This is a genomic window from Sphingomonas sp. PWP1-2 (genome assembly GCF_049898305.1).
GTDB lineage: Bacteria > Pseudomonadota > Alphaproteobacteria > Sphingomonadales > Sphingomonadaceae > Sphingomonas > Sphingomonas glacialis.
Window position 1 is genome coordinate 215,661 of record NZ_JAFCXM010000004.1, and the last position, 23,515, is coordinate 239,175.

Consider the following 23,515-nt stretch of genomic DNA (forward strand, 5'->3'; position numbering starts at 1 on the left):
ATGATGGACCGGCGTGATTTTCTGTGTTCGACGAGCGTGTTCGGCGCGCTCGCCCTTCTTCCCGCCGCCGCTGCCCGCGCCGCGATCGCGGCCGCGCCGGGCGATGCTGCGCTCGCGGCGCTGTTCGACCGGATCTTTGCCGAAGGCCTGCAGGAAAGCCCCGAAAGCGCGACGCAGCTCGGGCTCGACAAGGGTGCCAATGCTGCGCTGAAGCGTCGGCTCGACGACCCCTCGCTCGCCAATCGGGCGCAGGGCTTGGCCCGGACACGCCGCGCGATCGCTGCGCTCGACGCGATCGATCCCGCGACGCTCTCCCCGGCGAGCAAGCTCGACCGCGAAGTCGTGCTCTATTCGCTGCGCCAGCGCGAAGTCGGCCCCGCGCGCTTCGGCGTCGGCTCGCCGCAGCGCCCCTATGCGATCACGCAGCAGCAGGGCGCCTATTTCGCGGTCCCCGACTTCCTCAATTCGCGCCATGTCGTCGCGAATGCCGCCGATGCGGAAGCCTATCTCGACCGCCTCGCCGATTTCGCGCGCGTGCTCGATGCCGAGAACGCCGTGCAGGCGGAAGCGGCCAAGCGTGGCTTGCTCGCCCCCGCCTTCGCGCTCGATCTCGCGCTCGGGCAGATGGCCGCTTTGCGCAAGCCAGCCCCCGCCGATAGCGGACTCGTCACCTCGCTCACGCGCCGGACGACGGCTGCCAAGTTGCCCGGCGATTACGCCGGCCGCGCGGCCAAAATCGTTGCCGATGCCGTCTATCCGGCGCTCGACCGGCAGATCGCACTCGTCACGCGACTGCGCCGCACCGCGCGGACCGATGTCGGGCTGTGGTCGGTGCCCAATGGCGACGCGCTCTATGCTGCCGCACTGGCAAGCGCGACGACGACCGATTTCACGCCCGATCAAGTCCATCAGATGGGGCTCGACCAAGTCGCCGAAATCGGCGCCAAACTCGATTCGCTGCTCAAGGCGCAAGGGCTGACCACCGGCAGCGTCAGCGCCCGGCTCGACACGCTCAACACCACGCCGTCACAGCTCTTTCCCGACACGCCCGAAGGCCGCGCCGCGTTGCTCGCAAGCCTCAACGGCCAGGTGCGGACGATGCAGGCGCGGCTGCCGGCGCTGTTCATCAACCCGCCCGACGCCCCGCTCGAGATCCGCAGCGTGCCGGTCGAAATCCAGGACGGCGCGTCGAACGGCTATTATTACCGCGCCGCGCTCGATGGCTCGCGCCCGGCGATCTATTGGATCAACCTCAAGCACATCACCGATTGGCCGAAATACGGGCTGCCGACGCTGACGCATCACGAGGGCGTTCCCGGCCACCACCTCCAGATCAGCATCGCGCAGGGTGCCGCAGGGCCGCTGATTCGCAAGACGAGCTTCTTCAACGCCTATACCGAGGGCTGGGCACTCTATGCCGAGCAACTCGCCGACGAGAGCGGCGTGTACGACCAGGATCCGCTCGCGCGCATCGGCTATTACCAGTCGCTGCTGTTCCGCGCGTGCCGGCTCGTCGTCGATACGGGCATGCACGCCAAGCGCTGGAGCCGCGAAAAGGCGATCGCCTATATGGTCGAGATCACCGGCTTCCCGCCCCCGCGCGCGACGAGCGAGATCAACCGCTATTGCACCATGCCGGGACAGGCGTGCAGCTACAAGATCGGTCATGTCAGCTGGCTGCGCGCGCGCGCCAAGGCCAAGACGATCCTCGGCGCGAAGTTCGACGTACGGCAATTCCACGAGATCTTGCGCAACGGCGCGGTGCCGCTGGTCATTCTCGAACGTCTCGCCGAGGAGCGCGCGCGGGCTCAGGCGTGAGCTCGCCGGCATAGGCGCGATGCGGATAGGCGATGACGTAGCGGCAAAGCGGCGCTAAACCTGCCGCATGATCCGCCCCGCGCTCTCCATCGTCATTCCCTGCTATAACGAAGCGGCATGCCTCGACGTGTTGCACGCACGCGTCTCGGCCGCTGCGCACGCTGCAGTCGGCGCGGATTACGAGATCGTGCTGATCAACGACGGGTCGCGCGACGAGAGCTGGCCGGTGATGCAGCGCCTCGCCGCCGCCGATCCGCGGCTGGTGGTGATCAACCTGTCGCGCAACCACGGCCATCAATTGGCGCTGACCGCCGGGCTCGATCTGTGCTCGGGCGCGCAGATCCTGATCATCGATGCCGACCTGCAAGATCCGCCCGAATTGCTCAGCGACATGCGCGCGGCGATGGCGGCGCAGCAAGCCGATGTCGTCTATGCCGTGCGCCGCACGCGCGAGGGCGAGACCGCGTTCAAGAAGCTCACCGCGGCGATCTTCTATCGCTTGCTCGACCGGGTCACCGACACCGCGATCCCGCTCGACACCGGCGATTTCCGCCTGATGAGCCGCCGCGCGCTCGATGCGTTCCTGGCAATGCCCGAGCAAGCGCGCTTCATCCGCGGGATGGTCGCGTGGGTCGGCTTCCGCCAGGTGCCCTTCCCGTACGATCGTGCCGAACGCCATGCCGGCGAGACGCATTACCCGCTCGCCAAGATGATCCGGCTCGCACTCGACGCGGTCACCGGCTTCTCGACCGCGCCGTTGCGCTTCGCCAGCCATCTGGGGCTCGCGCTGACCGCGGCGTCGCTGCTGCTGTTCCTCTATATCGCGATCGGCTTCTTCAGCGGCAGCGCGGTCGCCGGCTGGACCTCGACGATGCTCGTCGTCGTGCTGCTCGGTGCGTTCCAGATGTTCGTGCTCGGGATGATCGGCGAATATCTCGGCCGGCTCTATGTCGAATCGAAGCGCCGGCCGCTCTATCTGGTCGCCGATGTGGTGGGGCCGATCCAGGGTCATGCGACGCTGGGGTATCGCGCGGAAGTCGAGCCCCTGCCCGTTCGCCCCGAGCCTGTCGAAGGGCACGCCGCTCCGCAGGCGACCGCGCCTGCTGCAAGCAGTGCTTCGACAAGCGCAGCACGAACCGAAATCTAGCGTCAGCCCTCCTTCGGCGACGCCAAGGTCAGGATCGAAACCCCTGGCGACAGCGGCACGCGCCCGACGAGATGCCGCTCGAGCCGGAAGATCCGCTCGAACAGCGCATTGAGCGCGGGGTGCGGCGGCGAATCGTCGCTGTCGTCCTTGCCGCGCAGCCGCCCGGCGATCCGCGATGCGGCGGCGAGCGGGAAGAGCAGCGAGTTGAACCAGCGCAGCCCATTGTGCTTGAGCCCGGCCTTCCCGATCGCCGCGGCGAGCGTCGCCTTCGAATAGCGGCGGTGATGGTGGTTGACGACGTCGTGCGCGCTCCACATCCATTGGTGCGCGGGCACTGCGATCAGGATCTTGCCGCCGGGCTTGAGGCATTCGCCCATCGCCTTCAGCGCCGCGACATCGTCCTCGATATGCTCGACCACATCGAGCACCGCGATCAGATCGTACGCGCCGCGCTCGATTCCCGGCAGTTCGGGCAGCGGTGCCGCGCTCACCGGCGCGCCGAGCCGCGCGCTCGCGATCGCGCGCGCGGCGGGATCGATCTCGATCGCCTCGACCCGCCCGAACTGCGCGAGCATCGGCAGATTGTGCCCGGTGCCGCAGCCGATCTCGAGGATCCGCGCATCCTTGGGCAAGCCCCCCTCGCGCACGAGATAGTCGGCGAGGATGTCGCGCCGCGCGCGATACCACCAATGCGTGGAATCGTGTGCCGCCATGCGGTCGTAAACGATGCGGTCCATTTATTTGAACACCAATTGGCGATTGAGGAAGAAGGTGAAGACGGTGGCGCAAGCGACCGCGGGCAGCAGCGGCACCCATGCCGGATACCCGAGCTTGGCAGTGCCGATCCAGGTGATCAGCGCGTTCAACAGCACGCCCGAGGCCTGCACGCAGACGAATTTGACGTGCTGCATCCGACCGGGATCGCGCGATCCGTGCCCCTTGAAGCTCCACCGGCTGTGCAGGAAGAATCCCACCGTCACCGCCACCAGAAAGGCGAAGGGCACGGCATAGACCGCGTGGCGCTGCTCGAACACGAAGTGCGTCAGCGGGAGATAGACCGCGGCGTAGATGGCCGTGGTGATAACACCGGCGATCCCGAAGCGCACGAGCTGCCCGACGAGCGGGTTCTCTCGCAGGCTCTCAATCTGTCGCTGGATCGCTGTCACGTTGGCTTGCCCTTTACGATAGCGCCACTAGAGGGCGGAGAGACCCGAGGAAAGCGTTTTACATGGTTGACGGTACAGTGGCGCGGACGCTCGATCGGGATTGGGTCCGCCTCAGCCTGATCGCATGGGTCGGCATCGCGATCTATTATGTCGCGCAACGCTGGACCGGGATTCACTACCTCCAGCTCGGCGACACCGACGACAATATGCGGCTGATGCAAGTCCGCGCCTGGCTCGGCGGGCAGGGCTGGTACGATCTGCGCCAGTACCGGCTCAATCCGCCGCTCGGTTTCGACATGCATTGGAGCCGGCTGGTCGATCTGCCGCTCGCCGGGCTGATCGTGCTGCTGCGCCCGTTCGTGGGGCCGCGCGAGGCCGAGATGCTCGCGTGCGGCATCGCGCCGTTGCTGCCGCTCGGCATCGTGATGCTCGGTATCGGCGCGACGGTGCGCCGCCTGGTCAGCGTCTATGCCTGGCCGCTCGGCATCGTGCTGCTGCTCTGCTGCTCGGCGACGATGATGATGTATATGCCCGAGCGGATCGACCATCACGGCTGGCAACTCGCGATGCTGAGCCTTGCGGTCGCCGGACTGTCCGACCCCAAAAGCGCGCGAGGCGGCGCGATCGTCGGCGTGGCGAGTGCGGTGTCGCTGACGATCGGGCTCGAGATGCTGCCCTATGCAGCACTGGCCGGCTCGATCCTGACGCTGCGCTGGATCTGGGACCGTAGCGAAGCGCCGCGGCTCGCGATCTATGCACTGTGCCTCGGCGCTGGCAGCGGACTCGGCTATGCGCTGTTCGCCTCCTATGCCGATGCGGTGCTGCGCTGTGACGCGCTGACGCCGGTCTGGCTGAGCGTGATGGTGATGGCGGGCGCGCTGTTGTTCGCACTGGGCTGGGCAAACCCGGCGAACCGCTGGGTCCGGCTTGGCCTGGCGATCGCGGCGGGGGCGATCATCGTCATCGGCTTCGCGCTCGTCTTCCCGCAATGCCTCGGCCGCCCCGAACAAGCGTCGCCCGAGCTGCAGAAGAACTGGCTCAACATGATCCGCGAAGCCAAGCCGATCTACAGCCATCCCTTCCGCGTCGCCTTTCCTGTAGCGGCGATGCCGATCGTCGGGGTGATCGGCGCGGCAGTCGCGACGTGGCGCGCGCGCGGGACCGAGCTGCGCGGTGCGTGGGCGACGGTCCTGCTGTTCGTCACCGGCGCGGCATTGCTGCTGCTGTGGCAGGCGCGCGCGGGGCCCGCGGCGCAAATGCTCTCGGTGCCCGGCGCGGTCGCGCTCGGCTGGCTGCTCGTCCCTAGCCTCCTCGGCAATCGCTCGGCGCTGGTGCGCGTGCTTGGAACGGTGGCGGCGGTCGTGGTGATCGGCTCGGGGCTGTTCGCCGGGCTCGCGATCCGCTTCCTGCCGATCGACCGACCGAGCAAGCGCGTCCAGATCATCGACCGCGCGAGCGGCCAATGCCCGACGATGACCGCGCTGCGCCCGCTCGATCGCTATCCCGCGCAGACGGTGTTCAGCTTCGTCGATCTGGGGCCGCGGATCATCACGATCACGCATCACGATGCGGTCGCGGGCCCGTATCACCGCAATGGCGCTGCGATTCTCGACGTCCAGCACGCCTTCTCGGGAAGCCCGGAGAATTTCCGCGCGATCGCCAAGCGCCACGGTGCGACGCTGCTGCTGGTCTGCCCCAACATGGCCGAATCGACGATCTACCGCGTGCGCGCGCCCGGCGGCTTCTATGACCAGCTCGCGCATCGCAAGACGTTCGACTGGCTCGAGGAACTGCCGATGCCGGCCAAGTCGCCGCTGCGGCTGTGGCGGATCAAGGACTGACGATTTATGCCCCTTCCCTTAAGGGGAGGGGCTTTTCTCCAATCACCCGAGGCTTTGCTTCACCCCGTCGATCACGAACTGCACCGCAAGCGCTGCGAGCAGCACGCCGAGCAGCCGCGTGATCACCGCTTCGATCTTCGCCCCGAGCACGCGCATGATCGGCCCCGCTGCCAGCAAGGCGGCGAGCGTCAGCGCCAGGATCGTGGCGAGCGCGGCGAGCACGACGGCGATCGGCTCGAGCCCGTGGTTGCGGCTCATCAGCAGCATCACCGACGCGATCGACCCCGGCCCCGCGATCATCGGCATCGCCATCGGGAAGATCGAGACATCCTCGACTTCGGGCGTCGCGGCGACCTTGGCAGCGCGATCCTCACGCCGCTCGGTGCGCTTTTCGAACACCATCTCGAGCGCGATCAGGAACAGCATGATCCCGCCGGCGATGCGAAACGAATCGAGGCTGATGCCGAGCGACTTGAGCAGCACTTCGCCGAACGCGGCAAAGGCGAACAGGATCGCGGCGGCGACGAGCACCGCGCGGATCGCCATCGCCCGGCGATTGGCAGGCGAGGCGCCCGACGACAGCCCGGCATAGATCGGCGCGCAGCCGGGCGGGTCGATCACCACGAAAAAGGTGATGAGCGACGAGATATAGAGTTCGATCAAAGCGCGCCCTCACCGACGACGTTTTCGCGCCGTTCGGCGGAGATCAGCGTGTTGCGCAGCAGCACCGCGATCGTCATCGGGCCGACGCCGCCGGGTACGGGCGTCACCGCCCCCGCCACGTCGAGCGCACCCGCGAAAGCGACGTCGCCGACCAGTCCCTCGGGTGTGCGGTTGATGCCGACGTCGATCACCGTCGCGCCGGGCTTGAGCCAGTCGGCCTTGACCATCTGCGGTCGCCCGACCGCCGCGACGACGATGTCGGCGCGCTTGACCACGCTCGGCAGATCGCGCGTACGCGAATGCGCGACGGTGACGGTGCAGCTCTCGGCGATCAGCAATTGCGCCATCGGCTTGCCGACGATGTTCGAGCGGCCGATCACCACCGCGTCGAGCCCCGACAGATCCCCGAGCTGGTCCTTGAGCAGCATCAGGCAGCCGAGCGGCGTGCACGGCACGAAGCCGGGAAGCCCGACCGCGAGCCGCCCGGCATTGACCGGATGGAAGCCATCAACGTCCTTGTCGGGGTCGATCCGCGTCGTCACCGCTTGCTCGTCGATATGTCCGGGCAGCGGCAGCTGGACGAGGATCCCGTCGATCGCGGGATCGGCGTTGAGCGCGTCTACGAGATCGAGCAGCGCCTGCTGCGGCACGTCGGCGGGGAGGCGATGCTCGATGCCCGCCATGCCCGCCGCCTTGGTCGCCTTGCCCTTCGAGCGGACATAGACCGCCGAAGCGGGGTCGTCACCGACGAGCACGACCGCGAGCCCCGGCGCGCGGCCGGCCTGTTCGACAAAGCGCGCGACGCGCTGTGCGACGCGCTCGCGCAAGCCGGCGGCGAACGCCTTTCCGTCGATGAGTGCGGCAGTCATGCTAGCGCCTTTCGCCTTAGAGCGGCGTGCCGCTCAGGATATGGGCAGCCAGATTGTTGAGGATGATGCTGAGGATCCGCAGCGTCAGCAGCACCGCGAACGGTGCCAGGTCGATCGATCCGAAATCGGGGAGGATCCGGCGGAACGGGCGATACAGCGGCTCGGTCCCGCGGTTGAGCCCGGTATAAATCGAGCGCACGACTTCGTTGTAGGTATTGATGACGTTGAACGACACGAGAAGCGACAGGATCACCTGAACGATGACGATCAGCGTGACCGCGTCGATCAACACCTGCAGGATCTGAATGATGGTAATCACGCGCGTCTCCGGGTGGTGTTCATCACGGTTCTAGCGCGCTACCGCAGGTGCGAACACCCCTAGCGACGCAGACCGTGCGAGGCGCAACGCTCAGCGGCGAACCAGGGTCCCGGCGCCGCGCTTCGTGAAGATTTCGAGCAGCATCGCATGCGGCACGCGCCCGTCGAGGATGACCGCGGCATCGACCCCGCCCTCGACCGCATGGACGCAGGTCTCGAGCTTGGGGATCATCCCGCCGCTGATCGTGCCGTCGGCGCGCAGCGCCGCGACGGCCGCGGGATCGAGATCGGTGACGAGTGCACCCGCCTTGTCGAGCACGCCGACCACGTCGGTGAGCATGAAAAGGCGTTCGGCGCCGAGTGCGGCGGCGATCGCACCGGCCATCGTGTCGGCATTAATGTTATAGGTCGCGCCATCCGCGCCGAGCCCGACCGGCGCCACCACCGGGATGAAGCCGTCGCGCGCGAGGTTGATCAGGATCGACGGGTTGACCGCAACCGGATCGCCGACGAAGCCCAGATCGACGTGCCGCTCGATCCCCGAATTGGGATCGGGCTCGCGCCGCCCACCGACCTTTTCGGCCACGACGAGGTTGGCGTCCTTCCCCGAAATGCCGACCGCGCGGCCGCCCGCCTGGCCGATCCAGCCGACGATTTCCTTGTTGATCGACCCCGCCAGCACCATTTCGGCGATCTGCGCGGTCTCGGCATCGGTTACGCGAAGGCCGTCGACGAAGCGCGATTCGACCCCCAATCGCTTGAGCATCGCGCCGATCTGCGGTCCGCCGCCGTGCACCACGACCGGATTGATCCCGACCGCCTTCATCAACACCACATCCTCGGCGAAATCTCGCGCGAGCTCGGGGTCGCCCATCGCGTGCCCGCCGTACTTCACGACGAAGGTCTTGCCGGCGTAGCGCTGCATGTACGGCAGCGCCTCGACCAGCGTTTCTGCCTTGGCGAGCAGTTCGGGCGCAGGGGAATGATCGGTCATGTTCGCGCCCATAGCCAATCCGTCACCCCAGCGAAAGCTGGAGTGATATGTCAGCCGCGATCGAGCCGCCGCCCGATCGCCACCGCGAGATAGATTGCCGGCGGCACGAGCAGCGCCGACAGGATCACCTTGATCAGCATCTGCCCAGCGAGCAACTGGCCGATCGGGAATTCGCCGTAGAACGCGATCGTCACGAACAGCAACGTATCGACGACCTGGCTCAGCATGCTCGCAATCGCCGCGCGCAGCCACAGCAAGCTGCTCCCCTCGCGGCCTTTCAGCGCCGCGAAGATCGTCACGTTGAGCGTCTGCGACACGCCGTAGGCGACGATCCCGCCCGCCCAGATCCGCCACGTCGCGCCGAGCACGAGCTGGATCGCATCGCGATTGGCGGGCAGCATCGCGGGCGACGGCGGCAGGATCCAGACGATCCACGACAGCAGGATCGACACCAACAGCGGAACGAAGCCGATCCGCACCAGCCGGTTGGCGACCGCACCGCCATGCAGCTCGGCGACCGCGCTCGACGTCACCACGAGCAAGAGGAAGGCGAAGATCCCGGCCTCGACCGCGAGCGGCCCCAGGCCGAAGACCGGTCCGATCGCGGAAATCGGCCCAAGCGAGACTTGCTTGTTGCCGAGCACGCCCGCGATGCAGACCATCCCGCCGTAGAAGATCGAGAAGGCGAAGAGCGAGCGCGGGATACCGCCGACCGCGGGAGAAGCAGCTGTGTTCATCGCGCCGACGCTAGCCGGTTTCGCGCGCAGAGCAAACCGCCACTAGCCCCCGCCGCGCGGCGCTGTATGGTGGCGCGCTTGCGCGGGGGGCCGCGTGCCGGTTTCAACGCGAGTAACGACCCACATGAATCGTCTTCTCATCGGCATCGCCGGAATTGCGGTCATCCTGCTGATCGCCTTCGCTTTGTCGAGCAATCGGCGCGCGATCCGGCTGCGCGTCGTCGGCGCGGCGTTCGCGCTGCAAGTCGCGATCGCGGTGCTCGTGCTGAAGGTGCCGGCAGGCGTCGCGGCGCTGCAATTCCTGTCGGGCGGCGTCGCAAACCTTCTGGGCTATGCGCATAACGGCGTCGATTTCCTGTTCGGCCCGCTCGCCAAGCCCGAGATCGGCGGCAACAGCTTTGCGATCGCGGCGCTGCCGGTGATCATCTTCTTCGCCAGCCTGGTGTCGATCCTCTATTATCTCGGCATCATGCAGTTCATCGTCCGCTGGCTCGGCGGTGCGATCGAGGCGGTGATCGGCGTGTCGAAGGTCGAGGCCTTGTGTGCCGCGGCCAACATCTTCGTCGGCCAGAGCGAATCGCCGCTCGTCATCCGTCCCTATCTCGCCGGGCTGACCCCGGCACAGCTGTTCACGGTGATGACCAGCGGGATGGCGGGCGTCGCCGGCACGATCCTCGCGGCCTATGCCTCGATGGGGATCCGCATCGAATATCTGCTCGCGGCAAGCTTCATGGCGGCGCCGGCGGGGATCCTGATGGCCAAGATCATGATGCCCGACGAGACCGTTCGCCAAGGCGAACTGCCGCTCGGCGATCATCCCGAGGAGAATATCCAGCTTTCCGAGGCGCGGATCAGCGGCCAGGGGCCCGCCGCCTTGCTGCCCGAGGGCGTCCCCGGCGAACCGATGCCGCACGCGAGCCACGACGAGGAAAAACCCGCCAACATCATCATGGCCGCGGCACAGGGCGCGCAGACCGGCGTCAAGCTCGCGGTCGCGGTCGGCGCGATGGTGCTCGCCTTCGTCGCGCTCGTCGCGCTCGCCAACGGCATCCTCGGCGGAATCGGCGGATGGTTCGGCTATCCGGCGCTGAGCTTTCAGGGGCTGCTCGGCACGGTGTTCGCGCCGATCATGGTGCTGCTCAACGTCCCGTGGACCGAAGCGCAGATCGCCGGGGGGCTGTTCGGGCAGAAGATCGTGCTCAACGAATTCGTCGCCTATATCAGCCTCGGGACGCAGAAGGGTCTGAGCGCGCATACCATCGCGGTGGTCACCTTCGCGCTGTGCGGGTTCGCCAATTTCTCGTCGATCGCGATCCAGATGGCGGTGACTGGCAGCCTCGCCCCCAACCAGCGCCCGATGATCGCGCGGCTCGGGTTGAAGGCGCTGGCGGCGGGGAGCCTCGCCAATCTGATGTCGGCGGCGCTGGCCGGGCTGCTCATCCCCGACGTCCCCGCACAGCCCGCGGCCAAAGCGCCGGCAGCGGTCGTTGCGCCGGTGGCAAAGCCGTGATCGACGCGCAGCGCGGCTAGCCTCCCTTGATCGAGGCGCGGTCCGCCAATGCCGTCCGGACGGAGCCCGTCGAAGTCCAGCCCTGAACCCGCCGGCGGTCGGCAAGTGGCGATCGGCCCTTCGACAGGCTCAGGGCAAACGGTGGGTCGGTTAGCCTCTGGAAAAGGCCGCTAGCGGTAGATCCAATGCCACACCCCGGCTGCGACCCCCGCGATCGGCAGATGCGCCCAGGTCGCAGCGAGCCAGATCACGACACCGCCCGCGATGTCATGCGGCCGGAAGCCACCGAACGCCGCGCGCCGCTGCGCGATCGCGACGAATGGCCAATAGCTCGTCTTGCCCTCCCAATCGCGCCATAGAGCGGGCTGGAGCGCTTCCTTCTTGCGATCCTGCAACGCCGCGCCGACGAGCGCGAGCACGATGATCGCCACCGCCACGACGATGTTCGCGGCGATCGGATAAACCGCGATGTGGCACAGCCCCCAGAGCGCGAACGCCCACATCATCGGATGCCGCGTGATGCTGAACACGCCGCGCGCGCTGGCAGGCGCAGTCGCGGTCGGTGGTCCGGGAAGCGCGGGATTGCCGAGCAGCGAGCCCATCAACAGGATGCTCGCCACCAGCATGACGAGCGTGACGGGACCCCAGATGCCCTCGCCGACCGCCCAGAGCAGCGCAGTCGCAGGCGCGATCTTATAGGCATGCGCGAGCCAGCCGAGCGTCGCGAAGGCGACCAGCGCATACACGCCCATAAAGCCGTTCGCGCCGATCGCCTTGACGATCGGCGCGCGCAACGGATGCGACAGCAGGAAATGCGTTCCAACGAATGCCGCAGCCGCGGCGATCACCATTTCCGTGCCGTCCATCGTCTTTCCCCCTTATTTGACGCCGTGCATCCACTTCTTGAGCGGCCACGACAAGGCCAGCAGCACGACCCCGAGCACGATCGCGACTTCGGCGATCGTCGTGAAGGTGCCGGTATAGGTGTCGAGGCTGACCTTGAGATTGGTCACCTGCCCGCCGACGGTGTCGACGCTGGCGAACTGCGCGACGATGCCCGCGACATATTGCGCGCACGAGATCGACAGGAACCACACGCCCATCATCAGCCCGACGATCCGCGCGATCGACAGCTTGGTGATCATCGAGAGGCCAACGGGCGAGATGCACAGTTCGGCGACCGAGTGGATCAGGTACAAGCCAGCGAGCCACCAGATGCCGACCTGGAAGCCCGGCCCGGCGAACCCTGCGCCGAGCACAAGGAACAGGAAGCCCGCCCCCACGCCGATCAGCGCGATACCGAACTTGACCGGGATCGACGGCTCGAGCCCGCGCTTGGCGAGCGTGGTCCAGAGGATGCTCATGATCGGCGCGAGCGTGACGATGAAGAAGGCGTTGAAGAACTGCGTCTGCGGCGCCGAGATCGCGAAATCGCCGAACAGCCGCAAATCGGTGTTGCGATCGGCGAACAGCGTCAGCGACGAGCCGGCCTGCTCGAACAGCGTCCAGAACACGACGTTGAAGATGATCAGCACCATCGCTGCGAGCATCATCTGGAATTCGCGCTTGTCGCCGATCACGAACGACCAGATCAGGATGCCCGGGATCGCGACGAGGAAGGTGCCGAACAGCAATTTGCCCATCAACGACAGCGACGCGAGATAGCCGATAAAGCCCGAACCCGGCACTGGCGGGGCCGAGTTCATCAAATTGACGAACAGGAAATACAGCACCGGAACCGCAACGAGCGCGCCGATGAAGATCGGGATCGTCCGGTCGGGCCCGCTCCGCACGGGCGGTTCGCCGTATCCGTTGAGCTTGCCGCCATCGAACTGGATCAACGTGAACGAGATCAGCATGCCGACTGCGGCAAGGCCGAAGCCTGCCCACCAGCCGAACGTCTCGGCAAGGATCGGACAGAGGATCTGCGAGGCGAGCGACCCGAGATTGATCCCCATGTAGAAGATCGTGAAGCCCGAATCGCGGCGTCGGTCGCCCTGCGCGTACAATTCGCCGACCATCGTCGAGATGTTGGGTTTGAAGAAGCCGTTGCCGACCGAAACGAGGCTGAGCGCGAGCAGCATGATCGTGACGAACAGCGGGCTGCGCTCGGCATCCGACTTGAAGCCGTCCTTTTCGATCGTGCGCGCGGTGCTGCCATCGGCGGCGAGCAGCGAGACGGTGCCGTCGTCATTGCCCTTCACCTGCAGCCGCTTGCCCTGATCGGTGATGTAGCGCTGCTCGGTCCCGGCCTTGGATTCGACCGTTACGTTATAGCGCTGGCCGTCGATCGTCGCGAACGGCACCGCTGTCTGGCCGCCGAAGCAGAGCGTGAAATACCCGACCGCCATCATGATCGCGCCGAACTTCACCGAGCGCTTCGACCCGAGATACTGGTCCGCCAGATACCCGCCGACGAGCGGCGTCAGATAGACGAGCGCGGTGAACCCGCCGTACAGCCCGGTCGCGGCGCGATCGCCGAAGACGAAATGCTTGGTGAGATACAGCGTGAGCAACGCGCGCATGCCGTAATAGCCGAAGCGTTCCCACATTTCGGTGGTGAACATCCGCGCAAGCTGGCGCGGATGTCCGAACCAGGTCTCGCCCGCCGCCGGATTGACGTGGCTAATATCCGGCTCGCGCGGAGTATCCGCGGTCGGGGTGTCCACCATGTACGAAAGCTCCCTGAATGTCCGTGCGCCGCTACCTTCGGCGCCGACTTGTTACCGTTGAGACTAGCGGCTTGGGCGACGGTGTAAATATGCGCGCGTTCCGCTACAGCGCGGCGATGCTCAACGACTCGTCCACCCCGCTCTTGCTCCTCGCCACGCGCCGCTCGGGAAAACCGCGCGATCTCGTCGCGCCGGGGCCCGATGCGGCACAGCTCGACACGATCCTGCAGATCGCCGCGCGCGTCCCCGACCACGGCAAACTCGCCCCGTGGCGCTTCGTGATCGTCGCGCCCGAGCAGCGCGCCGCGCTCGCCCGCGTGATCACCGACGCCTGTCGCGCCGAGCGTCCGCACGCGTCGGCGAAGGAGCTCGAATCGCTCGAACAGTTCGCGCACCAGGCACCGACTTTGGTGGTGGTCCTGTCATCGCCGCGGATCGACAGCCCTATCCCCTTGTGGGAGCAGCAATTGTCGGCGGGCGCCGCGGCGATGAACCTGCTCCAGGCGACGCACGCGCTCGGTTTTGCCGGCGGCTGGCTGACCGGCTGGGCGAGCGCTTCGGATGCGGTGCGCGATGCGTTCGGCGCGGCCCCGGAACGGATCGTCGGCTTCTTCTTTCTCGGAACACCCGCCAAGCAATTAGAAGAACGCCCCCGCCCGGATACGAGCAAGATTATTTCTCACTGGAAGGGCTGAGGTGTGGACCTTTTTGGCGGTTGCTGTATTATAGCAGCATGACAGCCCTGAATAGCGAAGACAGCCCAGTCTACATCAAATTGCGCGGGACGATCTCGGCCGCGATCCTGCGCGGCGAGTTTCGCGCTGGGGACCAGCTCCCCTCGGTCCGCGCGCTTGCCGCCGAACATGGCGCAAACCCGCTGACCGTCGCCAAAGCGTATCAGAGTTTCCAGGACGACGGCTATGTCGAGGTCCGGCGCGGGGTCGGCATGTTCGTGCTCCCAGGCGCCGCCGAAAAGCTCCGCGCTGCCGAGCGCGAGCATTTCGTCAAGACGAGCTGGCCGCGCATCGCGGCGCATATCGAATTGCTCGGGCTCGACGTCGCCGACCTGCTCGAGCGCGAAAAGGCCTGAAAGCCTGGCCCGGCCGCGAAGCGCTGCTTCCGACCGGGCCGTTACACAATAACCGCCTATCCGACGGTGACCCCCGCCACGCGCCAGCCACCCGTCTCGCGCTCGAGCGTGACCGTCTCGATCGCCTCGGTCCTATTGGCGAAACGGGTCCGAAACTTCACCATTTGGTAGCCGTGCGGCGGCGTCGGCACTTCCTGCTGGCTGACGAAGTTGCGTGACAGCATCTCGCCCAGCGGCACACGCGCCTGTTCGGACGCCTTCGTCCAGACTTCGAGCGTGTTGAGCTTTTGGAACGACGGCGTCGTCGCACGGTAGCTCTCACCCCACTGCGCGCGGTCGAGCAGCATGAGCCATTGCCGCGCTTTATCCACGACCGCTGCATCGGGCGTTTCTGCAGCGACGGATGGCCCCGGAGGGGCAGGCGCGTCTTGAGGCAGCGCGACGAGCGCCAAGAGACCGAGGGTAAACGTCATGAGCAAGCCTCCGATGAGGAACCGGGGCTGGCGGTGTGCCCGCCCCACGCCGACTTCCGGCGCGGTTTCCTGTTCCCCCCGAGCAGCGTCCGCGGCTTCCCCGATTGGCGTGTCCCCCACAGAATCGGGGGCCGGCGGCACGCCGCCGCCTTCGGCCGCGAGCAGCATCCGCGCAGCCTCGCGACTGCTCGACACGGCGAGCTTGCGCCGCGCATCGCGCAGCCGCTCGTTGATCGTATGGACCGACAGGCCGAGATCGCGCGCGCTCGACTTCGCATCGTGCCCGCGCACGATCAGGCGAAGCGTCTGCTTCTCCTTCTCGGTCAGCGCGCGGACCCCGTCTCTCACCGGCATGTTCATGCCCCGGAGGCTAGGTCGGGGGCCGCGTTGCGCCTACCCCGAAAAATTCGGGGTGAGCGCGGCAGGGGCTCAGCTCAGGCCGCGAAGGCCTCGGCCGGGACCGAATAGAGCACATCGGCCTTCGCCGTCGCCGCCGCCTTGAGCCCCAACGCCTCGGGGACGATCTGCGCGACATAGAAAGCGCACGCCGCGCGCTTCATCGCCGAGAAGGCATCGTCGCCCGTCGCGATCCGGCCCGAACGCTCCATCAGCCAGCCGCACGTCGCGACCGAGAGCATCGTCAGGAACGGATAGCTTGCCGCAAGCTTGTCGTCGGCATCGAGCCCCGCCATGCCGCGCCCGATCTCGTCGCACGCGTCGATCAGACCGATCAGGCCTGCATCCTGCGCTTCGGCGCGCATGTCGGCGATCAGCTGCGCGAACACGCCGCCATTGGCCATCGACAGCTTGCGCCCGACCAGATCGGCCGCCTGGATGCCGTTGGTGCCCTCGTAGATCGGCGTGATGCGTGCATCGCGGAAGAACTGCGCCGCGCCCGTCTCCTCGACATAGCCCATCCCGCCATGCACCTGGATGCCGAGGCTGGCGACTTCGTTGCCGATATCGGTGCCGTGCGCCTTGGCGAGCGGGGTGAGGATCTCGAGCCGGTCCTGCGCGCCCGCTTGCCCGAGCGCCGCGCGGTCGACTTGCGCCGCGGCGTAATAGACGAGCGCACGCGCCGCCTGTGTCTGCGCCTTCATCCGCAGCAGCATACGGCGGACGTCGGGATGCTCGACGATCTTGACCGATTCCTTGCTGGGCGAGCCAGCGCGCGGCGACTGCACGCGATCGAGCGCATAGGCCACCGCCGCCTGCGTCGCGGCTTCGGCGACCTGGACGCCCTGCAGCCCGACATTGACGCGGGCATTGTTCATCATCGTGAACATGGCGCGGATGCCGCCGAATTCGCCACCGATCAGCTCGCCGATACAGTCATCGTTGTCGCCGAACGACAGCACGCAGGTCGGCGAAGCGTGCAGCCCCATCTTGTGCTCGATCGAGACGACGCGGACGTCGTTGAAGTCGCCCGGCGTGCCGTCCTCCGCCAGCCGGTACTTGGGCACGAGGAACAGCGAGATCCCCTTGGTGCCGGCCGGTGCGCCCGGCGTGCGTGCGAGCACGAGGTGGACGATGTTGGGCGCCATGTCGTGATCGCCGAACGAGATGTAAATCTTGGTGCCCTTGATCGACCACTTTCCGTCGCCAAGCGGCGTCGCGGTCGAGCGCAGCGCGCCGACGTCCGAGCCCGCCTGCGGCTCGGTCAGGTTCATCGTGCCGGTCCATTCGCCCGTCGCGAGATGCGGAAGATACAGCGCCTGCTGCTCGGGGCTGCCGTGATGCGCCAGCGCCTCGATCGCACCGACGGTCAGCGTGGGCGCGAGCGCGAAGCCCATGTTCGCGCCACCGAGCGTATCGAGCACCGCGGTCTGGATCGCGAAGGGCAGGCCCTGCCCGCCAAATTCTTCGGGAACGCCGATCGTGCCCCAGCCGCCTTCGACATAATCGTGATACGCCTTCACGAAGCCGTCGGGCATGACGACGCCCTCTGGGGTCCATTTCGCGCCGACGGTGTCGCCGGCGCGCAGCAGCGGCGCCCATTCGCCCGCCGCGAGTTGCCCGACGCCTTCGAGCACCGCGTCGACGACGTCGTCGCTCGCGGCGGCGAAGCGTTCGGTCGCGGCGAGATCGGCGATCCCGACGATGTGATCGAGCACGAAACGCTGGTCGGCAGTGGCGGGGGTGAACATGGCGGATCCTCTGACTCAGGGCCCCTTATCGGGGCTGCTGCGCCGGGCTATAGCCCTGTCCGATGATCCCGCCAAACCCGCCTTTTGCGACGCAGACCTTACCCTACGGCGAGGCCGCGATCGCCGCCGCCGCCGCGCTGATCGTGGCCGGCCAGCCGGTCGCGATCGCGTCCGAGACGGTCTACGGCCTTGCCGCCGACGCGACCGATTCGGCCGCCGTCGCGGCGATCTATGCGGCGAAGGGCCGGCCGAGCTTCAACCCGCTGATCGTCCATGTCCTCGATCTGGCGGCGGCTGAGGCGATCGCCGAGTTCGATTCCGTAGCGCGCGCGCTCGCCGAGGCGTTCTGGCCGGGACCGCTGACGCTGGTGCTGCCGGTGCGCGCCGATGCGGGGATCGCCGCGGCGGTGACGGCGGGGCTGCCGACGATCGCGCTGCGCGTGCCGGCGCATCGCGCGATGCGCGCGCTGATCGCGGCGTCGGGCAAGCCGCTGGCGGCGCCGTCGGCCAATGCCAGCGGGGCGATCAGCCCGACGCAGGCGGCGCACGTGGTGTCAAGCCTGGATGGCCGCATCGCGCTGGTGGTCGATGACGGCGCGACCGAAGCCGGGCTGGAATCGACGATCGTCGCGACCGCGGGTGGGCTGCACGTGCTGCGCCCGGGGCCGATCACGACCGAAGCGCTCTCCCCCTTCTCCTTCCCCGGCGAAGGCCGGGGCCCAGGAGGTGAACAGCCGGCATCAGGCAGAGCGCACGATACCGACCCGCCCTCGACCGGGCCCCGGCCTTCGCCGGGGAAGGAAAAAGGGGAGACACCCGCCATAACCGCGCCCGGCCAGCTCGAGAGCCATTACGCGCCGAGCAAGCCGCTGCGCCTCAACGCAACCACGGCAGCCCCCGACGAATATCTCATCGGCTTCGGCACTATCCCCGGCGCCGTCACGCTCTCCCCAAGCGGAAATCTTGCAGAAGCCGCGACCAACCTCTTCGCCGCGCTGCACGCGGCGGACGCATCCCCATCAGCAAGAATCGCCATCGCGCCGATCCCGAGCGAAGGGATCGGCGCCGCAATTAACGATCGGCTACGGCGGGCGGCGCATAGCGGATGAGATCGCGCAACATCCTCGCGATCCTATTCGTAATCGTCGTAGCTGCTTGGGTCGGCTGGTCGATCAGAACAAGCATCGCAGTTGATGCATGTCTCGATTCCGGCGGCCGTTGGGAAGCCACAGGGGGTTTTTGCGAAAGTGCCCCGCCGACTGGCGGCTAGGCCCCCACCGCCGCCTTCGACCGTGCCGCGAAGCTCTTGCGCAGCTTGGCGAGCTTGGGCGGGATCACCGCGAGGCAATAGGGATTGCCGCGGCCTTCGGTGTCCCAATAGTCCTGGTGATAATCCTCGGCCGGATACCAGGTCGACATCGGCTCGATCGTCGTGACGATCGGCGCGGGCCAGTCGCTCGCGGCCCGCTGCATCGCCGCGACGGCCGCGTCGCGCTGCGCATCGTCGGCGGGGAAGATCGCCGAGCGATATTGCGTGCCGACATCGTTGCCCTGGCGGTTGAGCTGCGTCGGATCGTGCGTTGCAAAGAACATGTCGAGGATCTCGCCATACGACACCTGGTCCTTGTCGAAGGTCACGCGGATCGCCTCGGCATGGCCGGTGTCGCCACCGCACACCTGCTTGTAGGTCGGATCCGGCACCGTCCCGCCGATATACCCGCTTTCGACCTTCTCGACGCCGATCACGTCCTTGAACACCGCCTCGGTGCACCAGAAACATCCACCCGCGAGCGTTGCGACTTCGCTTGCCATTTTCGAATCCTTTATTGCTAGGTTCCTAGATAGGAACGCGGTGGCGCGACGCAATCTCCACGGGTAGGGCGTGGGCGCTGGCAGGAGACGAAGATGCTCGACGGTGCGGTAATGGTGACGGGCGGAGCGGGCTATATCGGCAGCCATGCGGTGCTGGCGCTGCTCGACGCGGGGCACCGTGTCGTGGTGTTCGACAATCTTTCGACCGGGTTCGACTGGCTGGTCGACCGTCGCGCGACCCTGGTCCGCGGCGAGATCGAGGATGACGTGCTCGTCCGCGGCACGATGCGCGATCATGACGTCCGCGCCGTGATGCATTTCGCCGGCTCGATCATCGTCCCCGAATCCGTCTCGAACCCGCTCAAATATTATCGCAACAACACCGTCGCGAGCCGCGCCTTGCTCGAAAGCGCGGTCACCTCGGGCGTGAAGCACTTCATCTTCTCCTCGACCGCGGCGACCTACGGCACGCCCGAAAAGGTGCCCGTGGCCGAGCGCGACCCGACCGTGCCGATCAACCCGTACGGCATGTCGAAGCTGATGACCGAGGCGATGCTGCGCGACGTCGCCGCCGCCTATCCGTTGAACTACGCCGTGCTGCGCTATTTCAACGTGGCCGGTGCCGACCCGCAGCAGCGCACCGGCCAGTCGACCGTCGGCGCGACGCATCTCATCAAGATCGCGGTCGAAGCCGCCCTCGGCAAGCGCGCGAGCGTCGGCGTTTACGGCACCGACTATGACACGCCCGACGGCACCGGCGTGCGCGACTACATCCATGTCAGCGATCTCGCCGCCGCGCACGTCGCCGCGCTCGACCTCCTCGTGGCGGAACCCGGCAAGAGCCACACGCTCAACGCCGGCTACGGCAAGGGTTTTTCGGTGCTCGAAGTGCTCGACGCGGTCGACCGGGTCACCAACATGAAACTGACCCGCGTCATCCAAGGCCGCCGCGCGGGCGACGCCGGCGAACTCGTCGCCGACAATCGCGCGATCCTCGCCACGCTCGACTGGACGCCGCAGCGCGCCGACCTCGACGGCATCGTCCGCGATGCGCTGGCGTGGGAGCGCAAACTGGGCGAGCGGGGCTGAACGTCCCCCCTCCCGCTTGCGGGAGGGGAGTAGGGTCAGATCGTCTTGCTGATCCCGAACATGAAGCCGCGCCGCGCGCCGAATTGCGGCGCGCCGACGCCGACCCCCGAGCCGTCGCGAATCTCGTACACCCGGTCCGCCACGTTGAGCACGTCGAAGCGCACCTCGATCCCCGGCCCCTTGAAGTCGTGGCTCGCGGTGAGGTTGAACACCGCATAGGGCGTCAGCTTGCCGCCATTGGGCACGTCGCCGTCCTTGCGCAGCCCCGAGCCGTAAATCATGCTCCCGCCGAGTTTGCTGTCGCGCAGGAACCCCTGGTCGAAGTGATACGACGCGCCGGCCGAGCCGGTGTAGGTCTGATCGTGGTCGAGATAGATGTAGTTGCGCGCGATATAGGCGACGTCGCCCGGGTCGAAGTTGAACTGCCCCGACGCGATCCCCAGCCCCTGCGCCTTGGCGTAGGAGAAATTGGCATAGGCGAACACCGGCCCGTGCTGGTACGAGACATTGCCTTCGATCCCGTCGATCCGCCCGCGCGTGTAATTGAACGGCGTGAGAATGATCGGCGCACCGAACTGGCCTTCGTCGACCAGGTTGCGCGACCGGCGATGATAGGCGTCGATCCCGAGCGTGAAGCGGCCCAGTTTCTGCTGCGCGCCGACGTCGAAATAATCCTGCCGCTCGGCAAATGGGGCGGTGGCGAGCGGAGGCGTCACGCCGTCGTCGCCCGGCGCCTGTGCGCTGGTGCCGCGGAACTTGAGGACGCTCGTCGTCGCGACGTTCGAAAAGGGCGCGGGCGAGAAATAGCGCGCATAGCCGGCGTGCAGCGTCAGCCCCTTCGACGGCGTCAGCACTGCATTGATCCGTGGCGAGAACTGCGATTCGGCGCGGAAGCCGGTATAATGATCGAAACGCCCGCCGAAATTGACGATCAGCGGCTCGGCGATCTTCCATTCGTCCTGCAGATAGACGCTGTAAGTCATCTCGGTCGTCGCGCTGTTGTCGACCACGGTAATCGGCTGGCCGACCTGCGCGCCGGTGTCGTCGAGCTGGAACACCTGGGCGCTGGTCTTCGAATTGCTGCGATCGCGCGAGATGATCACGCCGCCGCGCAGCGTATGCGCGTCGGACGCGCGATAGACGCCCTCGAGCTGGCCGCCGAAGGTGAAGTCCTGTTTGAACGCCTTTTGCGCGATGCCGTTGAACAGCAGCTCGCCCGTTACGTCGGGGGTGTAGCGCAGCGACGAATAGCGCGCGAACAGCGAGGCCTGGAGCGTCACCGGCCCGGCATCGTGCAGCAAGCTGGCGAGGCCGAACGCGGTGCGTTCGCGCTGGCGCTCGTCGAGGTCCTCGCTGCGGAAATCGGTGACACCGCCGACATTGTAGCCGTTGCCCGGGGTCAGCCCGCGAGGATTGGGGATCTGGAAGCTCTGGTCGGAATAGCCGCCCATGAACGAAACGCGATTGTTCTCGTCGAGCGTGTGATCGACATAGACGAAACCCTGATACTGGTTGGTCTTGTCGTGGAGCGGGGTGCGGCTGCCATCGACTGCTTCGATCCCGATATTGCTGTGCTTGTAGCTGCCGGTGACGAAGTAGTTGGTGTTGCCGGTCGACCCGCCATAGTCGAAGCTTGGCTGCACCGTGTCGTTGGTGCCGCCATACAGCGACACCTGCCCACCATTCTTGAAGCCGTTCTTGGTGGTGATGTCGATGATGCCGGCCGTGCGCAGGCCGTATTGCGCGGGCAGCGCGCCGGTGCGCAGGTCGAAACGCTCGACCAGGCGGGGCGATAGCGTCTGGCCGAACACCGCGACCCCCTCGGGCAGGATCGTGCCGTTGATGCGGTATTGCAGGTTGTTGTGGTCGTCGCGGACGTGGAACTGGCCGCCGCCATCCTGCACGACGCCGGGCAATTGCAGCAGGATCTGGTTGAGCTGCTGATTCTCGCCACCGGGGAGCGCTTTGATCGTCTCGCTGGTGATCGTGTAGGTCGTCGCGCCGAGGCTCGGCTGGATCGAGGCGCGCGCCGCATCCAGTCGGCCGGTGACGACGATGTCGGGACCGCTCTTTGCGGTCGACGGTGCAGTCTGGTCATCGGTGCTGGCGGCAACCGGTGCCGGCGTGGCTTCGGGGGCGGCATAAGCGGCGATCGGTGCGAACGACAGCAGCGCAGCGCTGGACAACAGAGTGGCTCGGATCATGCGGGAGGCGGCCTTTCAAGATGCGTTGTGCAGTGCAGTAGATGTTATGTGATATTATCACAAGACCGTTTCGTCGACTCCCGGAAACGATTCGGCCGTGTAGGCGCAGCGGTGGCCCGCGCCACCTTGCGGGCAGATGAACGAGGCTCGAATCGGTGGCTAGGCGGAGGTCTTGCCGCGCGCGATCCGCAACCGCAGCGCGGCACCCAGTGACCACCACGCGACCGCCCACAGCCCGCCGAAGGTCCAGCCGGCGAGCACGTCGCTCGGCCAATGCACGCCGAGATAGACGCGGCTGCACCCGATCGCCGTGACGAGCAGAAGCGCTGCGCCGAGCACATAGCGCCGGAGCGCACGATGCTCGGTGATTTGCAGCAGCAGCAGCGCAAGTGTCAGATAGACGCACGCGCTGTTCGCGGCGTGGCCGCTCGGGAAGCTCGCATTGTAGACCGAAACGAGGTGATCGGTCACCGTCGGCCGCGTCCGCCCGACCAGCGCCTTGACCAATGTCACCACGATCGATCCGCTGATCGTTCCGCCCAGCACCAAAGCGAGCGTCAGCCAATGCCGCTGGACGATCAACAGCCCCGCCGCCAGCGCGGCGACCAGGACCAAGACGGTCGGCCCGCCAAGTGCAGTCACATCGACGACGCTTTGCGTCAGCCAGGCCGGCCCTGGCGGCACGCCATGCGCCACCCCGCCGCGCGCCCATAACAGGATCGCGCGGTCGAACCCGAATTGCAGCCCGCGATCGATCAACGCGCCGAGCAACAACAGCGCGCCGCCAGCGCCGGTCAGCGCCGCGACCGCGACAATCGTCCAGGGCGGGTGGCGGACATCGGGGGCTGGGGGCGGCATCGAGGCATCCTTGCGTGCCGGTGGTGGGCCCAATGGGACTCGAACCCATGACCTACAGATTAAAAGTCCGTTGCTCTACCAACTGAGCTATGGGCCCACACCGGGCT

Annotated in this window: 22 protein-coding genes and 1 tRNA gene; 8 read left to right on the forward strand and 15 right to left on the reverse strand. The window is 66.8% G+C overall.

The annotated features are described in order from the left end of the window. Positions 1-3 precede the first annotated feature (3 nt). Together ACP7C5_RS11985 and ACP7C5_RS11990 are read left to right on the forward strand one after the other, a co-directional pair. Positions 4-1,818, forward strand: a complete 1,815-nt coding sequence (locus ACP7C5_RS11985; protein ID WP_426264420.1) for a DUF885 domain-containing protein — start codon at positions 4-6, stop codon at positions 1,816-1,818. A 67-nt stretch (positions 1,819-1,885) separates the two neighbouring features. After that, positions 1,886-2,965: a glycosyltransferase family 2 protein gene (locus tag ACP7C5_RS11990; protein ID WP_426264421.1), complete on the forward strand. Its 1,080-nt coding sequence runs from the start codon at positions 1,886-1,888 to the stop codon at positions 2,963-2,965. 2 nt (positions 2,966-2,967) lie between these two features. On the opposite strand, the gene ACP7C5_RS11995 is transcribed toward ACP7C5_RS11990, so the two are convergent. Then, positions 2,968-3,702 (reverse strand): class I SAM-dependent methyltransferase, encoded by a 735-nt coding sequence (locus tag ACP7C5_RS11995; protein ID WP_426264422.1) that lies wholly within the window; start codon positions 3,700-3,702, stop codon positions 2,968-2,970. Continuing rightward, on the reverse strand, positions 3,703-4,131 hold the full coding sequence (locus ACP7C5_RS12000; RefSeq protein ID WP_133191411.1) for a GtrA family protein: 429 nt from the start codon (positions 4,129-4,131) through the stop codon (positions 3,703-3,705). Positions 4,132-4,193: 62 nt separating this feature from the next. Here ACP7C5_RS12000 and ACP7C5_RS12005 point away from each other — a divergent pair, with 62 nt between their 5' ends. Further along, positions 4,194-5,972, forward strand: a complete 1,779-nt coding sequence (locus tag ACP7C5_RS12005) for an AcrB/AcrD/AcrF family protein (RefSeq protein ID WP_426264423.1) — start codon at positions 4,194-4,196, stop codon at positions 5,970-5,972. Positions 5,973-6,014: 42 nt separating this feature from the next. On the opposite strand, the gene ACP7C5_RS12010 is transcribed toward ACP7C5_RS12005, so the two are convergent. The 5 genes from ACP7C5_RS12010 to ACP7C5_RS12030 form a co-directional block, all read right to left on the reverse strand. After that, a complete protein-coding gene (locus ACP7C5_RS12010) occupies positions 6,015-6,635 on the reverse strand; it encodes a MarC family protein (protein ID WP_133191409.1) in 621 nt (206 codons plus the stop codon). After that, positions 6,632-7,504: a bifunctional methylenetetrahydrofolate dehydrogenase/methenyltetrahydrofolate cyclohydrolase FolD gene (gene folD / locus ACP7C5_RS12015; protein WP_426264424.1), complete on the reverse strand. Its 873-nt coding sequence runs from the start codon at positions 7,502-7,504 to the stop codon at positions 6,632-6,634. Before folD ends, ACP7C5_RS12010 begins: the two co-directional genes overlap by 4 nt. Positions 7,505-7,520: 16 nt before the next feature. Continuing rightward, positions 7,521-7,823, reverse strand: a complete 303-nt coding sequence (locus ACP7C5_RS12020; RefSeq protein WP_133191407.1) for a YggT family protein — start codon at positions 7,821-7,823, stop codon at positions 7,521-7,523. A 90-nt stretch (positions 7,824-7,913) separates the two neighbouring features. After that, positions 7,914-8,816, reverse strand: coding sequence for an acetylglutamate kinase (argB, locus tag ACP7C5_RS12025; RefSeq protein WP_133191406.1), 903 nt, complete (start codon positions 8,814-8,816; stop codon positions 7,914-7,916). Between the two features lie 50 nt (positions 8,817-8,866). Next, positions 8,867-9,553, reverse strand: a complete 687-nt coding sequence (locus ACP7C5_RS12030) for a queuosine precursor transporter (protein WP_133191405.1) — start codon at positions 9,551-9,553, stop codon at positions 8,867-8,869. A gap of 124 nt (positions 9,554-9,677) precedes the next feature. On the opposite strand from ACP7C5_RS12030, the gene ACP7C5_RS12035 reads away from it, so the two are divergent. Next, a complete protein-coding gene (locus tag ACP7C5_RS12035; protein ID WP_426264425.1) occupies positions 9,678-11,063 on the forward strand; it encodes a NupC/NupG family nucleoside CNT transporter in 1,386 nt (461 codons plus the stop codon). Positions 11,064-11,233: 170 nt separating this feature from the next. Here ACP7C5_RS12035 and ACP7C5_RS12040 read toward each other — a convergent pair whose 3' ends face one another. Together ACP7C5_RS12040 and ACP7C5_RS12045 are read right to left on the reverse strand one after the other, a co-directional pair. Next, positions 11,234-11,929 carry an NnrU family protein gene (locus ACP7C5_RS12040; RefSeq protein WP_426264426.1) on the reverse strand — a complete coding sequence of 232 codons (696 nt, stop codon included), beginning with the start codon at positions 11,927-11,929 and terminating at the stop codon, positions 11,234-11,236. A 12-nt stretch (positions 11,930-11,941) separates the two neighbouring features. Then, a complete protein-coding gene (locus tag ACP7C5_RS12045) occupies positions 11,942-13,735 on the reverse strand; it encodes a peptide MFS transporter (protein WP_426264427.1) in 1,794 nt (597 codons plus the stop codon). A gap of 116 nt (positions 13,736-13,851) precedes the next feature. Here ACP7C5_RS12045 and ACP7C5_RS12050 point away from each other — a divergent pair, with 116 nt between their 5' ends. Beyond that, positions 13,852-14,430, forward strand: coding sequence for a nitroreductase family protein (locus ACP7C5_RS12050; protein WP_426264616.1), 579 nt, complete (start codon positions 13,852-13,854; stop codon positions 14,428-14,430). Positions 14,431-14,468: 38 nt separating this feature from the next. Continuing rightward, on the forward strand, positions 14,469-14,825 hold the full coding sequence (locus ACP7C5_RS12055) for a GntR family transcriptional regulator (protein ID WP_133191401.1): 357 nt from the start codon (positions 14,469-14,471) through the stop codon (positions 14,823-14,825). Between the two features lie 56 nt (positions 14,826-14,881). On the opposite strand, the gene ACP7C5_RS12060 is transcribed toward ACP7C5_RS12055, so the two are convergent. Both ACP7C5_RS12060 and ACP7C5_RS12065 read right to left on the reverse strand, forming a co-directional pair. Further along, positions 14,882-15,658, reverse strand: coding sequence for a DUF4019 domain-containing protein (locus ACP7C5_RS12060; RefSeq protein ID WP_426264428.1), 777 nt, complete (start codon positions 15,656-15,658; stop codon positions 14,882-14,884). 74 nt (positions 15,659-15,732) lie between these two features. After that, positions 15,733-17,445, reverse strand: a complete 1,713-nt coding sequence (locus ACP7C5_RS12065; protein WP_426264429.1) for an acyl-CoA dehydrogenase — start codon at positions 17,443-17,445, stop codon at positions 15,733-15,735. A gap of 62 nt (positions 17,446-17,507) precedes the next feature. Here ACP7C5_RS12065 and ACP7C5_RS12070 point away from each other — a divergent pair, with 62 nt between their 5' ends. Then, positions 17,508-18,554, forward strand: coding sequence for an L-threonylcarbamoyladenylate synthase (locus tag ACP7C5_RS12070; protein WP_426264430.1), 1,047 nt, complete (start codon positions 17,508-17,510; stop codon positions 18,552-18,554). 157 nt (positions 18,555-18,711) lie between these two features. On the opposite strand, the gene msrA is transcribed toward ACP7C5_RS12070, so the two are convergent. Then, positions 18,712-19,257, reverse strand: coding sequence for a peptide-methionine (S)-S-oxide reductase MsrA (gene msrA, locus ACP7C5_RS12075; RefSeq protein WP_354287458.1), 546 nt, complete (start codon positions 19,255-19,257; stop codon positions 18,712-18,714). A gap of 93 nt (positions 19,258-19,350) precedes the next feature. On the opposite strand from msrA, the gene galE reads away from it, so the two are divergent. Then, on the forward strand, positions 19,351-20,346 hold the full coding sequence (galE, locus tag ACP7C5_RS12080; protein ID WP_426264431.1) for a UDP-glucose 4-epimerase GalE: 996 nt from the start codon (positions 19,351-19,353) through the stop codon (positions 20,344-20,346). A 35-nt stretch (positions 20,347-20,381) separates the two neighbouring features. On the opposite strand, the gene ACP7C5_RS12085 is transcribed toward galE, so the two are convergent. From ACP7C5_RS12085 to ACP7C5_RS12095, 3 genes are all read right to left on the reverse strand, one after another. Then, positions 20,382-22,550, reverse strand: a complete 2,169-nt coding sequence (locus ACP7C5_RS12085) for a TonB-dependent receptor (RefSeq protein ID WP_426264432.1) — start codon at positions 22,548-22,550, stop codon at positions 20,382-20,384. A gap of 159 nt (positions 22,551-22,709) precedes the next feature. Next, complete coding sequence (locus tag ACP7C5_RS12090; RefSeq protein ID WP_133191394.1) at positions 22,710-23,408, reverse strand: phosphatase PAP2 family protein; 699 nt, start codon at positions 23,406-23,408, stop codon at positions 22,710-22,712. A 21-nt stretch (positions 23,409-23,429) separates the two neighbouring features. After that, positions 23,430-23,505 (reverse strand) — tRNA-Lys (locus ACP7C5_RS12095). Positions 23,506-23,515: the final 10 nt, after the last annotated feature.

Bases quoted from the DNA above. Each gene is read 5' to 3' on its own strand.
- ACP7C5_RS11985 (WP_426264420.1), top strand. From the start codon at position 4: ATGGACCGGCGTGATTTTCTGTGTTCGACGAGCGTGTTCGGCGCGCTC.
- ACP7C5_RS11990 (WP_426264421.1), top strand. From the start codon at position 1,886: ATGATCCGCCCCGCGCTCTCCATCGTCATTCCCTGCTATAACGAAGCG.
- ACP7C5_RS11995 (WP_426264422.1), bottom strand. From the start codon at position 3,702: ATGGACCGCATCGTTTACGACCGCATGGCGGCACACGATTCCACGCAT.
- ACP7C5_RS12005 (WP_426264423.1), top strand. From the start codon at position 4,194: ATGGTTGACGGTACAGTGGCGCGGACGCTCGATCGGGATTGGGTCCGC.
- folD (WP_426264424.1), bottom strand. From the start codon at position 7,504: ATGACTGCCGCACTCATCGACGGAAAGGCGTTCGCCGCCGGCTTGCGC.
- argB (WP_133191406.1), bottom strand. From the start codon at position 8,816: ATGACCGATCATTCCCCTGCGCCCGAACTGCTCGCCAAGGCAGAAACG.
- ACP7C5_RS12030 (WP_133191405.1), bottom strand. From the start codon at position 9,553: ATGAACACAGCTGCTTCTCCCGCGGTCGGCGGTATCCCGCGCTCGCTC.
- ACP7C5_RS12035 (WP_426264425.1), top strand. From the start codon at position 9,678: ATGAATCGTCTTCTCATCGGCATCGCCGGAATTGCGGTCATCCTGCTG.
- ACP7C5_RS12040 (WP_426264426.1), bottom strand. From the start codon at position 11,929: ATGGACGGCACGGAAATGGTGATCGCCGCGGCTGCGGCATTCGTTGGA.
- ACP7C5_RS12045 (WP_426264427.1), bottom strand. From the start codon at position 13,735: ATGGTGGACACCCCGACCGCGGATACTCCGCGCGAGCCGGATATTAGC.
- ACP7C5_RS12050 (WP_426264616.1), top strand. From the start codon at position 13,852: ATGCTCAACGACTCGTCCACCCCGCTCTTGCTCCTCGCCACGCGCCGC.
- ACP7C5_RS12055 (WP_133191401.1), top strand. From the start codon at position 14,469: ATGACAGCCCTGAATAGCGAAGACAGCCCAGTCTACATCAAATTGCGC.
- ACP7C5_RS12060 (WP_426264428.1), bottom strand. From the start codon at position 15,658: ATGAACATGCCGGTGAGAGACGGGGTCCGCGCGCTGACCGAGAAGGAG.
- ACP7C5_RS12065 (WP_426264429.1), bottom strand. From the start codon at position 17,445: ATGTTCACCCCCGCCACTGCCGACCAGCGTTTCGTGCTCGATCACATC.
- ACP7C5_RS12070 (WP_426264430.1), top strand. From the start codon at position 17,508: ATGATCCCGCCAAACCCGCCTTTTGCGACGCAGACCTTACCCTACGGC.
- msrA (WP_354287458.1), bottom strand. From the start codon at position 19,257: ATGGCAAGCGAAGTCGCAACGCTCGCGGGTGGATGTTTCTGGTGCACC.
- galE (WP_426264431.1), top strand. From the start codon at position 19,351: ATGCTCGACGGTGCGGTAATGGTGACGGGCGGAGCGGGCTATATCGGC.
- ACP7C5_RS12085 (WP_426264432.1), bottom strand. From the start codon at position 22,550: ATGATCCGAGCCACTCTGTTGTCCAGCGCTGCGCTGCTGTCGTTCGCA.
- ACP7C5_RS12090 (WP_133191394.1), bottom strand. From the start codon at position 23,408: ATGCCGCCCCCAGCCCCCGATGTCCGCCACCCGCCCTGGACGATTGTC.